8 protein-coding genes are annotated in these 12695 nt (G+C 49.7%); 3 read left to right on the forward strand and 5 right to left on the reverse strand.

Features of this window, described 5'->3' with window-relative positions; translation table 11 throughout:
* Nucleotides 1-65 precede the first annotated feature (65 nt).
* Complete coding sequence (locus P2H89_RS24175) at nt 66-6170, forward strand: DUF6443 domain-containing protein (RefSeq protein WP_275831813.1); 6105 nt, start codon at nt 66-68, stop codon at nt 6168-6170.
* Nucleotides 6170-7186, forward strand: coding sequence for a hypothetical protein (locus tag P2H89_RS24180; RefSeq protein ID WP_275831815.1), 1017 nt, complete (start codon nt 6170-6172; stop codon nt 7184-7186). The genes P2H89_RS24175 and P2H89_RS24180 overlap by 1 nt, the downstream gene beginning before the upstream one ends.
* A 62-nt stretch (nt 7187-7248) precedes the next feature.
* Here P2H89_RS24180 and P2H89_RS24185 read toward each other — a convergent pair whose 3' ends face one another.
* Nucleotides 7249-7761: an ester cyclase gene (locus P2H89_RS24185; RefSeq protein ID WP_275831818.1), complete on the reverse strand. Its 513-nt coding sequence runs from the start codon at nt 7759-7761 to the stop codon at nt 7249-7251.
* A 258-nt stretch (nt 7762-8019) separates the two neighbouring features.
* Between P2H89_RS24185 and P2H89_RS24190 the strand changes: the two genes are divergently transcribed.
* Entirely contained in the window at nt 8020-8586 is a 567-nt protein-coding gene (locus P2H89_RS24190) for a hypothetical protein (RefSeq protein ID WP_275831820.1), read from the forward strand.
* An 11-nt stretch (nt 8587-8597) separates the two neighbouring features.
* Here P2H89_RS24190 and P2H89_RS24195 read toward each other — a convergent pair whose 3' ends face one another.
* The 4 genes from P2H89_RS24195 to P2H89_RS24210 all read right to left on the reverse strand — a co-directional run bounded on the left by P2H89_RS24195 (nt 8598) and on the right by P2H89_RS24210 (nt 12617).
* Nucleotides 8598-9365 (reverse strand): helix-turn-helix domain-containing protein, encoded by a 768-nt coding sequence (locus P2H89_RS24195; RefSeq protein ID WP_275831822.1) that lies wholly within the window; start codon nt 9363-9365, stop codon nt 8598-8600.
* A 48-nt stretch (nt 9366-9413) separates the two neighbouring features.
* On the reverse strand, nt 9414-10703 hold the full coding sequence (locus P2H89_RS24200; protein ID WP_275831824.1) for an ATP-binding protein: 1290 nt from the start codon (nt 10701-10703) through the stop codon (nt 9414-9416).
* Between the two features lie 44 nt (nt 10704-10747).
* Nucleotides 10748-11140 (reverse strand): response regulator, encoded by a 393-nt coding sequence (locus P2H89_RS24205; RefSeq protein WP_275831826.1) that lies wholly within the window; start codon nt 11138-11140, stop codon nt 10748-10750.
* A 418-nt stretch (nt 11141-11558) separates the two neighbouring features.
* Entirely contained in the window at nt 11559-12617 is a 1059-nt protein-coding gene (locus P2H89_RS24210) for a formylglycine-generating enzyme family protein (protein ID WP_275831828.1), read from the reverse strand.
* Nucleotides 12618-12695: the final 78 nt, after the last annotated feature.

Genomic DNA, 12695 nt, shown 5'->3' on the forward strand with positions numbered 1-12695 from the left:
AGGCGTGAGGATGCGAATAAATGATAACCCATAACTAGTCTAAAGTTTAAATATCAAGGAAAAATATGCGACTTAACCTTATCTGTCACAGACTTAGTATTTTCCTGGTACTAATGATATTGCAGGGATCAATGATCCCGGCAACTGCACAATTCACCATCAATGGCACATCCTGTGTAATTGTCGGAAAGGAAGCATATTTCAACATCAGCGGCTACAGCAGCTCCGCCACCATGGAATGGTGTATTACCGGCAGTGGCACAATCCTGCAGGCATACGGTAGCAATATAACCGGCAACGGCACCTGCAAAAGCGGTACCGCCGTAGGAAGCATCGTGGTACGCTGGGATTCGCCTGGCACAGGATCCGTAAGCCTTACCTCCTCGGAAGGGACCGCCCCTAACCTCATCTTCACGATCATAGCTGCCCTGGGCCCGGGCGCCATCAGCAGCAATAAGAATCAAACGATCCCTTACAATAGTACACCGGCCACTATCGGCTGTAGCGCTGCTACCAATGGAGCCTGCAGCCCTGTATTCAACTATCAATGGCAATCCTCAACCGACAATAGCTATTTCACAGATATGCCAGGCAGCACCGTACAGCAACTGCCTTTTTCCTCCTCCCTGATCACAACTACCTATTTTAGAAGAAAGGTAACGGAAACAACCACCAACACGGTCGGCTATTCGGATGTCGCTACTGTAATAGTGGCACCACCCTTTTCATCCGTCACGATAGCCCCGGCCACGCAACATATCTTCGCCGGAGATGCTGCATCCTCCTTGAGCGGACCTGCGGCTTCGGGTGGCTCCTGTGCCGGTGATTATAAATATCAATGGGAATCCTCGCCAGACGGTAACAACTGGCAGGATATCACAAACGCCAAAAGCCTTACCTATGCACCAGGTACACCTGGAGTTACTACCTATTACAGACGCAGGGACGAATGTGGTGCAGAGAAATCTTTTTCTAACACGTTGGTGGTGTATGTGCATCAGCACCTGAATGCAGGCGCCCTATCGCCGGCTACAAAAACAATATCCTACAACAGGCCGCCCGGCATACCAGGTATCACGCAACCATCTGGCGGCATGTGCCAGGAGTATGTAACGCAATGGCAGGTAAGCAACGACAATGTAAGTTTCCAGGACTTTACCGGTAGCTTCACAGACAATTTGATCAATACAACCTATTTCCGCCGGAAGATAACCTGCGGTAGTGAAATTGCCTACACCAACAGCCTTACCGTAATCGTCAACCCACCTGTAGATCCCGGCAATATCGACATTTCGTTACCTGCGATCCCCATCAATACCAGTCCCGGGCAATTGATCACGACAACAGCGTCTGGAGGCGCCTGCAACAACCTGTTTCAATATCAATGGCAACAAAGCACGGACGGCAACATCTTCTCCGACATACCTGGGGCAACCACTCAGCACTATACCCCTGGAAACCTGGCTGTTTCAACCTGGTTCCGCCGACGGGTGAATTGCAGTATAGACGAACTATTTACCCGTGCCATAAAGGTCTCGGTACAATCGGGTCTCCTTACGTACAACTACATTCAAACCCGCGACATCAACAAACCAGGCATAACGGACGAACTTACCGCATCCCAACTCACCAATCCTGAAGATGTTAAACAGGTAACACAGTATTTCGACGGATTGGGACGCCCCATCCAGTCCGTATCCAAACAGGCTACCCCATTGGGCAAAGACATCATTGACCCTACTGTATATGATCCATTCGGCCGGGAATCGGTGAAATACCTGGCCTATGCTTCGACAGCCTCCGACGGCAAATTCAGGCAGGCTCCGATCACAGAGTCGCAGGCATTCCATAGCGTTCAATTTCCGGGAGAGCAATATTATTACAGCAGGAATATTTTCGAAGCATCGCCGGTTGCTGTCAAAACAGCAAGTTTTCCGGAAGGGCTTAATTGGACCGGCAGCCGACGCGGCACTGCTACCCGCACCTGGAGTAACACCCCTCTTGACCAGGTGCGTATCTGGACAGTTACAGATGTCGCCAACAACCTGGGCACTTACGCTACCACCTCCACTTATTTGCCTGGCTCTTTGATTAAAACAGTGACGATCGATGAAGACAACAAACAGATCATTGAATACAAAGATTTCGAGGGCAAAACGATCCTGAAAAAAATACAACATACTGCCGCTGCAGACAATGGAGCCGGATCGGGCTACAACGGCTGGCTCTGTACTTACAATATATACGATATTTACGGCAGCTTACGGTGCGTCATTCAGCCAGGTGGCGTGCAAACATTATCAGGCAACGGATGGGATCTCAATGCCAATGGCGGCACCCTTTTGCAGGAGCAATGCTTCCGTTTCGAATACGATCATCGCGACCGGAATATTCTAAAGAAAATTCCAGGCAGTGGTATAGAGTCCAGCGTCTATGATAAGCGCGACCGGGTGGTATTTACGCAAACGGCCAATATGCAGGCAAACAACCAATGGATGGGTTCATTGTACGATGCCTTGAACCGGAACATCCAAACCTTCATGCTTACCTACTCCGGCACCCGCGCCGACCTGCAGACTTATGTCACCAACAATACAGGCGCCGGCACCATTACCAACACGACGACTAATGGAAGCAGTGCCACTTCCATACCGGCATATCTTATGATAACTCGCCGGGAAATAGGCCGCACCAGCTACCAGGCCAGTCAGTGGATCAGCTTCGAAGGCAACTTCGATTCGGAACCGGGGGCTCAGTTCGTAGCAGAGATCGTAGCTGATGGACCCGCAAACTTTAGCAACCTGCAGGCGGTACACGATAACCCGGTGCCTCCGGGCGCAACGGTGGTTGCCCTCACGATGACCAGCTTCGACGATTATAGCGCGACTTCCAGAACCTATAATACCGCCAACAACAGTAAACTGGACAAAGGCAGCAACCCGTATGCGGAAGTACTACCTGCTGCGGCCAGCTTTATGACAAGAGGCGCAATTACCTCGATCAAGGTAAGGGCTATCGAAGACCCCGGCAACCTCGCGGCCGGCAAGTGGCAGGAAACCGTTACTTTTTATGATAACAAGCAGCGGGCGATCCAGGTGCAAACCGTCAATTATAAAGGTGGACTCAATCAAACAACTCAACTCTACAACCCCTCCGGGCAATTATTGTGCACGTATGAACTACACAATAACGCATCGGGCAACATGATCGATTTTCCGGTCAAGACCAACCGGGTATATGATGCGGCCGGGCGATTGCTAAGCGTCAGGAAAACCCTCCTCGATGACAACAACCCAACAGCGCCATCCACCACTCAACGTATACTGGCAAGCTATGTATACGATGCCATGGGACAGCTGAAGGAAAAAAAGATCGGGCAGAAAACGGCTTCCGGATCAGCGCCTTTGACTGCAGCCATGGAAACCCAGGTGCATGATTACAATATCAGGGGGTGGCTGCTGGGCATCAACAGGGATTATGTAAAGAATGTCGGCAACAATTATTTTGGATTTGAATTGGGATACGATAAAAGCGCCGCGATTATCTCCGGCTCAACATACAACAATCCTTCCTTTAATGGCCACATCAGCGGAACGATCTGGAAAAGTGCAGGTGATGGCGAAAGGCGTAAATACGACTTCGCCTATGATGGAGCGAGACGACTTACTGCTGCTGCCTTTACACAATTCACCGGCAACAGCTTCAATCTCAACGCCAACATCGACTACAGCGTTAGCAATATAACGTACGATGGAAACGGAAATCTGAAGACCATGCAACAAAATGGCTGGAAGTTCGGAGGCAGTACGCCGATCGACAACCTCACCTATTCTTACATCGCCAACGGAAACAGGTTAAAGAATGTTGCTGAGCTTATCAATGATCCTCTTTCAAAAGCAGGCGATTTCAAATACTCATCCGCCTACACCAACTCATTGCCTGGCGGCCAAAAAAACGAACAGACAGAAGATTACCTGTACGACAATAATGGGAACATAACGCTCGACAAGAATAAAGACATAACGAGCATCATTTACAATCACCTTAATTTGCCCTGCACGATCACCATCGCCGGTAAGGGAACCATCACTTATATTTACGATGCAGTAGGTCATAAACTCGAAAAAAGAACGCAGGAACCAGCATCCGCACTCAACAACTATACCGAAAAACAAACCACTACCAGCTACCTCGGCAATTTCACCTATGAAAACAACCAGCTTCAATATATACTTCAGGAAGAAGGGAAAATAAGGCCTGTACAACCCACCGCATACAATAATTCGCAGAAATATGCCTACGACTATACGCTGAAAGATCATCTCGGAAATGTCAGAGCGGTACTAACAGATGAATTGGCTCAACTCATTTATCCGGCAACCACTCTCGAAGGCAGCTTCAACAACGCGGCAGATGCAGTGTTTATTGAGAAAGGTTATTATAACATCAACGAAGCCTATATCGTCAATAAGCCAGCCTCCCTAACCGACTATCCCAACCACAATGGCAATCCGCCTTACAACAATAACCCCAACAGCAATACCACGGCTTTGAGTACACGCGTATACAAGCTAAATGGAAACACGAACAAAACAGGTCTGGGCATAGCGTTGAAAGTAATGGCCGGCGACAAGGTCAATATTTTTGGTAAATCGTGGTACTCGGTTTCGGGCAGCATTCAGGGACCACCCAATGCAGTGCCTGTGCTTGAATTGCTCTCCGCATTTGCTACCAGCGTACCCATGGCAGGCAAAGGCATTTCCGGAGCAAACCTGAGTGGCAATGCGCCGCTGGTAAGCGGCATCACGAACCTTTTGCAGGGTCAGGACAACCAAACCAGCACACAGGCCAAAGCATTCATCAATTGGATCATACTCGATGAACAGTTCAACTATGTAAGTGGAGGATTTGACAAGGTGGGCACCAATGGCACCCTTAAGAATCATAACAACACTACGATACCCGACGTAACGGTCACTAAGAACGGGTATATATTTGTATATTGTAGTAACGAAAGCAACCTGGACGTGTACTTCGACAATTTACAGCTCATTCATACCAAGGGCCCTCTGGTGGAAGAATCACACTACTACCCATTCGGATTGACCATGGCGGGCATCAGCAGCAGGGCGGCAGGCATGCAATCCGGCAAGCATTATTTCAACGGAAAGGAAAAGCAACACCTGGAATTCAGTGATGACACCGGCCTGGAGTGGTACGACTTTGGGGCGAGGATGTATGACCCCCAGATCGGCCGCTGGCATTCCACCGACCCATTGGCGCATGCTACGTTCGGCTACTCTCCCTATAATTTCACGCTCAACAACCCGGTAAACCTGATTGATCCGGATGGAAGGATCGTTATAGATCCCACGCTAAGTGATCAAGAGCAGGCAGCACTTAGGAGAATTGTGAACGAAACGAGATTAGCGATCATGCGCCTGGGACAAAACAGCAGGGAGTTGAGGGCCCTACTGGCGCTAACAGGATTTCAAAACAGAAGTGATCTCATCAACTTTTTCAGGGTCAATAATCAGGGACCCACCTTGACTACCCGCAGGCTGACATACGGTACCGGCACAAGTACAGGTACAGGTACAGGGCTGGATGATGGCCAGGGTGGTGCGGCCGTTATGGGACAAATGACACCCAGTGCAACCAATCAAGGCGTGATCGCTTTAGACCAGGCGCTGGTAGATGTCGTTGTCGAAGGAATTGAATCGGAGCGCATAAAAACACCTTTTGGAGCGTTCGTTCCGCTACAAGGCTACCTACTGGTGAACGGATATGCAGCAGCCATGCAGGATGCACTCTTTTATGTAACCAGGGTCATGAAACATGAAACGGTACATTGGGGCGCCTACTACAATCGCCCCCGACCAAGGTCGGCACAATTCAATGATAATATCACGGTCGGTATTGGCGTTATGCAAATCACCTTCGAAAGAGGACAATTGTACGAGTTACTTTCGTTTGGGAATCTGGGCCATCCCTTTATCCCGGCTACCAGCAGCAACAGTTGGGCCATTTTTAACAAATTCAACCATGTAAAATATAATGTCACCAATGGCAGGGCTATATTGCCACCTACCCAGATCACTCCCGCAGAGAACTCTGCGCTTCAACCAAGGCCACTTCAGTTTAACCTGCAACGAAATCCACATCCATAATGCTGCAACGTAAGGTAAAAACAATCCTGTTCATGCTATTCATGTTCAGCTGTATTGAAGGCTACAATCAAACCATGCCTGTATCAAAGCGTAATCTGCAGGTATTGGACTCCTGTGAACAGGCACGGATCGCTGGTTTCTGCCAGGGCCCTATCACCTACACCGTCACTTTCAAAGAGCGACTGATCAAGCGCGACCAAAGGGTCATGCCGCTCCTTAATGTAATTTTCGACAGCAAGGCCACACCTGCAAGCATTCGGAAAGCGGCCGCCAACCTGGGCGGTCTAAAAGTTAGACCTAGAGGAATAGAATGGAATGGACTTATCAGGGTGGAAAGATCAAGAGTGCTCGCCAATTACTTTATTCTAGACTACCAAATAGAAAGTATTGACAGCGTCATCATCCGGAAGAAAATGCTGCTTGAAACTTATACCAAAAGCACTTGCAACGGAACAGCCTACAAAGTACCCGATTTCCGATTACTGAGGGGGCACCTTGTGCCCTTGCTCACCTTTCCAATCACCATGCGGGATGTCATTTATCTTTACGCAGACACCCTGCTCGAAACCAATTTAGCCAGGTTGGCGACCCAATACCAGGATTATTCATTTGCCACTACTACCGGGATCGCCCATGATACGGCCAACCAGGTACTGCGCAAGCAATTCAATAGTGATCGCGCATGCTGTTACGAGCGAATGAGGATCGACAGAGACATCCTCGCCCTGGCAGGCCAAAACAGGATCGATGTACTGAAGCTGCTCCTGTACTCACCCAGCTACTATTATGCGGTACAAGCCATGGAAGCCTTAATATACCTGGAACACCAGGGGAAGATCACCTTTACCGAACCACTGAAAGAGAAGATCCGATTGATCAAACAGAGCAATAATCCCATCACCTACCAAACCGCTCCGGATGTTGAAATGATAGTCAAAGGTTATCAAGCTTTCAGGATGAACGACGAGGAAATTATCAACAAGTATAGCTTCTACCTGTCGCCCAACAAGAAGTAAACAAGCAAAAGCCGCAGCCATTACGGAAAAGTAACTACTGCGGCTTTAAACTGGCTTGATCTCTATTGTTTGCCCCCCTTGCCCGCACCTTCAGAGGCCGATGGAGCCTTCCCACTATTGACATTGGCCCGCTCGGCCATCAATGCATTGAGTGACTGTTGATCTTTAGGCAACGCACCCAGGTCCTGCAAAAATCCCAGGCGATCATTAAAGACCATAGCGCTGACGACCTTTCCTTCCTTCAACTCAAAGAAGATGGCCCCGTTACCACTCACCGGTCTTCCCGCGGCCGCTATTTGATTGAAAGGCGTCCCGGTATGTGTGCCGGACAATTTCCATCGAACGACCACTTTACTGCCTTCGGCTACCAGCTCCTGTACCTGCCATTGAAGATCGGGGAACGCCCGCACCAACAGCTGCAGCGGTTCACCAAATCCCGCGGGGCCTTTGGTACCCAGTGCACCAACATAATCGTCGGAGACAAATTCCTTCAAACGGGCAAAATCATGTTTGTTCAATACATCTGCATACAGGTGTTTAACGATCTCTTTGTTGTCTTGATGGATGACTATCATTTCAGTTTGTTTTTTTGAGGAGGATAAAGACAAGTCACTTGATTGGGCAAAGCAAGACGTCGTTAGCATAGCCAACAACAGTTGCACATAAATGCCAGAGGCTGGTTTCATAATTGCTGTGTTTTATAACACAAATCTCCCCCACCTCCACTGCCTTTCCTTGTAAAAAATCATTGATCTCACCCTTGGCTGGCGGAACACCACCGCCGGCAGTGTCTTTCTTTTACACAACTATACCGTACACCAAATTCATGAGCTATGAAACAGTACCTCCTGTTGATGCTCACCATAGTATCTTTCTATTATGCAGTTGGGCAGGAAGATGAACTCGTGATCAAAGGATCTACCAAAATTAACCGCCAGTTGATACCAAAGTCTGTCATTGATTCGCTGTGTACGAACTTTCCGCAATCAGTGGCGATCGAGTATTATTCAATGCCACCCTATGTGGCCAAAAATGCGTGGGCAATTGCCGAAGCAGACAGCCTGGTGTCGTATCGCGACACCACCAACTATTATTTGCTCGTCGTAAAAAGGAACAACCTGAAGTTCTATGGCGTTTTTTCAGCCAGCGGCCAACTCATCATGACTAAATTAAAAGAAGATGTAGCCGTACTGCCGGGCGAAGTACAGGAATCGATGAAAGATATCCGCAAGGATTACCCTGGCTTTAAGGTACGTTCCAGCTCCTGTTACAAGAATGAAGGCAAATCGAGGCAATTGTACTACGAAGTAGTAGCCGAAAGAGGCAACAGCCAGCAACGCTTCTTTTACGATGTGGCAGGCACCCTGGTGAAGATAGATGTGATCAGGCGAAATGACTGAACCAGTACACGCTACATGACCGAAGGATCCTTCGCGAAAGCGCCGGGTGTTTGCCCGGTGAACAGTTTGAAGTCTTTATTGAAATGCGGCAGATCGTAATAGCCGGCATCGAACGCGATGGTGGCCATATCATGTTTTAAAGAAGCTCGTTGTACCACCGATTTCATTTTGGCAATATAAGCGAATTGCTTGGGCGTTACACCCACAAAACGCCGGAAACGTTTTTCAAAAGCATCCTGACTGATATAAAGTGACGTTGCCAGCTCTTTGATACGGATAACGCCATTGGCCGCCTGTATATGACCAATGGCTGCCGTGATTAATGGGTCGGCTGCTTCGTGTTGCAACCTGGATAGCAGGAACTGTTCTACCAGGTCGATCCGAGGCCGGTGACCGGCAGCGGCAGCCAATTGTTCGGCCAACAGGGGCAGTTGTTGAAACCCGCCTAATTCCTCCAGGGGTACATGCTGATCAAATAACTCATGCAGGGGCTCATTGATAAAAGCCCGGGCAGCAGCTTCCCGGAAAACGACCAGGATATTCGAGGTATTTTGCTCATACCCTACAATCCGGTTGGTCTTTCGCAGGCCGGAAATGGTGAAAGGAGATAACACAAGGGGGTGATCGTTCGACAGGAAACTTACTTTGCCTGCAATGCGGATCGACAATACCAGCGAGGTATCGGGTAATATCCTATTGACAACAGGCTCACGACTTTCGATGATCAGGTACTGCCTTACGAAGGCACTTAATGGCGCTATGGGAAAAAAAACCTCCATGTACCGTAAAGATAATACCTGTCCGCAGATTTGCCCTTATCGACCTCCCTACTCGTATGGAAGCAGTACCGTAAATACAGCGCCTTCGCCCGGTACTGCACGGGCAGAGATACTGCCCTGGTGGTTCAGCACGATCTTTTTGCACAGAGCCAGGCCAATACCGGTGCCTCCAAAAGCTTCGCGGCTATGAAGCCGCTGAAATATATTGAAGATCTGTTCGGCATGTTGCTGGCCAAAACCGATCCCGTTATCGGCTACCTGCAGCAGGCAATATTTTTTACCGGGTACCAGTTCGGGATAGGCCGCCATTTCCTGCGGCGTAACGGCTACCGCAGTAACCTCTATATGCGGATGGCGTTGAGGATGGCAAAACTTGAGCGCATTGCTGAGCAAATTGGTGAGCAATTGATTGATCTGTAAAGGGATGCCCCGTATCACCGGAAGCTCGTGATATTGCACCACCGCCCGCTTCTCGGCGATCAGCAATTCAAAATCGGTCAGCACTTCCCGCATCGCCGCATCGAGGTGTACGTCGGCAAACAATTCTTCAGGCGCCGTTAGCCTCGAAAAATCGAGCACATCCTGGATCAACTTACTCATACGGGCTGTGGAAGCATCTATCTTGGCGAGTAGTTCGGTCGACAACTGCTCATTCTTCTTGAGCATGCCTGTAAACACCCGCACCTTACGCAGGGGCTCCTGCAGGTCGTGCGAAGCCACCCAGGCAAACTGTTCTAGCTCCAGGTTGGACCTTCTTAACCGGATATTCGAAGCAGCCAGTTCGGCGGTTCGTTCAGCTACCTGCCGCTTCAACTCTTTGGAGAACTCCACCACCGTCGCCAGTTGCTGCACCTTCTCGGTGGTTTCGGTACAGGTAACGAGCACCCCTGCCACCTTGTTCCACTCATCCGCCACCGGGCTAAAACTGAAGGTCCAGTACACATCCTCGAGCCGGCCATTACGGTGAATGGGGATCAATTGGTCTTCACTCCAGATAGCCGGACCGCCAGCCAGCACCTGATCTATAAAAGGTTTGATCACCAGCCACACTTCGGTCCACACCCCGTCTCCCGGTTTACCCAGGGCATCGGGGTGCTTGCCATCATAGCCCAAAATAGGCCGGTAACCATCATTGTAAAAGCACAGCAGCTCAGGGCCCCAAAAAAGGAACATCGGGAAACGGTTGTTCAGCACGATACTCACTGTCGTACGCAGGCTTTGCGGCCACGTGTCGGGCGATCCAAGTGCTGTAGCACTCCAGTCATAGGCGCGGGTCAATGCACCCATTTCTCCCCCTCCCTGCAAAAACTGCCATTGCGGAGTCGTGCTGGTCATCATGCAAAGCATTGTGGTTAAATGATGAAGATGCGTGAAGCAAGCGCTTAGGCTACGATCCTGCTCAGGACCACTCTTAGCGCATCGACCAACTCTTCGAAGTTGTAAGGCTTGGTAATAAAATCCTCTGCCCCCATCGCCCTCGATTGGGATATCGTTTGCGGGTCGGCGGTCGTCGAATACATGATCGTTGGTATGCCCGACAGGCCCGGGTTGGATTTCAACTGCCGGAGGCATTCCAGTCCGTTCATGACCGGCATATTCAGGTCAAGAAAAATAACATCGGGCTGAGAAGGGGAACTCGCCAGCTGCCGGATGGCATCCTGTCCGTTAGCGGCACGCGAAAGTTCAATCGTAGGATCTACGGCATTCAGCGCGGTATTAAAGATCCACTGTTCGTCTGCATCATCGTCTACCAGAAAAAGCCGGCGGGTATTCATAAGCACATTTTGGATTATGATCAATTTTATTTCATCACCAATTGAGCAATACAGCATTGAAAGCGGCATTCCGACAATAAACGGGCAGTTGAACTACCTGCTTACTGGTGAAGCATGTAAATGCTGGTTGGTTGGAGAGTTGCTGCTAATCAGAATCCGGAGGTTGCGTAAGTAGATCAGGTAATTGCTACCAAAATCCCGAAGTATAGATACAAATATAGGGTGCGGTGTGGAAAAACGGAAACAACTGATGCCAATAGTTATAAAAACAAGCCGGATGTCTCCATTTGCTGACCCTTTTCGGGTATCGTCCTACACAAAAAAGGGGTCCCGCTGAAGCGGGATCCCTACATAAATGAAAACACCTGCTTTATGAAAACGAACCTCTGCTAACTGTTGTGAGTGAAGGCAGATTGGACTATTTATTCATGGCTATACTGCTTGGCAGGTCCTTTACACATCTAAAACCCAAATGATTGGCGCCCGATCGCCACTCCCCTTTTCCGCGGGTACCTACCATATACCGGGTACAATACTGATCGGTGCAGAGAAAAGATCCGCCCCGTTGCACTTTCTTGCGTTCCTTGGGCTCCGCTGGATCCCACGGCACTAACGGTCCGTGCGGATTATTGGCGATACCCCTGTCATTCAACTCCTGGTAATAGTCGGGCCGGTACCAGTCACTGCACCACTCCCACACATTACCAGCCATATCGTATAAGCCGAAATTATTGGCGGGAAACTGTTTTACAGGTGCCAGCCCCCTGAACCCATCAGCAGCCACATCCTGCACCGGGAACTTGCCCTGATAAGTATTAGCCATCCATTTGCCGTCGGGCTTGAATTGATTACCCCACGCATACAAGCTGCCGGCTTTACCAGCCCGGGCTGCATACTCCCACTCAGCCTCTGTGGGCAAGCGTTTACCCGCCCACCGGGCATATTCTGCAGCATCTTCCCATGCTATATGAACAACGGGATAACTACCCCTTTGATCGATGGAACTGCCGGGCCCTTCCGGGTGACGCCAGTTGGCACCTTTTACGTAGTTCCACCATTGGTAACGGTCATTCAGCTCCACATTGGAAGCCGGTGGGCTGAACACGACAGAACCTGCTACCAGGTTCTCCTTTGGCGCCCCGGGAAATTCATCCGCAGAGGGCTGTTTTTCAGCAACGGTGATATAGCCGGTAGCATTTACAAATTCGGCAAACTGTGCATTGGTCACTTCGGTGGCATCCATCATAAAACCATCCAGGTAAACGCGGTGTACCGGCCGCGCATCTTGCATCTGCTCTTTGCCCCCATCCTGCATTCCAGCCGGATTTACGCCACCCATACTGAATTCACCGCCCGGTATCCATACCATCCCTTCCGGTAAACGAGGCTTATTGGAGGAATGAACGATGGTGCTATCAAAATCAAGCCCGCCACCCTGGCTATAGAGGGCACTATCGGCCGGCATAAGTCCATTCATTGTACAGGAAACGGCTTGATCTACTTGCTGTTGAGGAATTGATTCGGCAGAATTGACATCATTACAGGCAGGTAAAGA

It is taken from the genome of Paraflavitalea sp. CAU 1676, assembly GCF_029223285.1.
Lineage (GTDB): Bacteria > Bacteroidota > Bacteroidia > Chitinophagales > Chitinophagaceae > Paraflavitalea.

What these genes read in the sequence shown, in the direction of transcription:
- P2H89_RS24185 (WP_275831818.1), bottom strand. Translation starts at nt 7,761, where the DNA reads ATGATAGTCATCCATCAAGACAACAAAGAGATCGTTAAACACCTGTAT.
- P2H89_RS24210 (WP_275831828.1), bottom strand. Translation starts at nt 12,617, where the DNA reads ATGAATGGACTTATGCCGGCCGATAGTGCCCTCTATAGCCAGGGTGGC.
- P2H89_RS24195 (WP_275831822.1), bottom strand. Translation starts at nt 9,365, where the DNA reads ATGGAGGTTTTTTTTCCCATAGCGCCATTAAGTGCCTTCGTAAGGCAG.
- P2H89_RS24205 (WP_275831826.1), bottom strand. Translation starts at nt 11,140, where the DNA reads ATGAATACCCGCCGGCTTTTTCTGGTAGACGATGATGCAGACGAACAG.
- P2H89_RS24200 (WP_275831824.1), bottom strand. Translation starts at nt 10,703, where the DNA reads ATGATGACCAGCACGACTCCGCAATGGCAGTTTTTGCAGGGAGGGGGA.
- P2H89_RS24175 (WP_275831813.1), top strand. Translation starts at nt 66, where the DNA reads ATGCGACTTAACCTTATCTGTCACAGACTTAGTATTTTCCTGGTACTA.
- P2H89_RS24180 (WP_275831815.1), top strand. Translation starts at nt 6,170, where the DNA reads ATGCTGCAACGTAAGGTAAAAACAATCCTGTTCATGCTATTCATGTTC.
- P2H89_RS24190 (WP_275831820.1), top strand. Translation starts at nt 8,020, where the DNA reads ATGAAACAGTACCTCCTGTTGATGCTCACCATAGTATCTTTCTATTAT.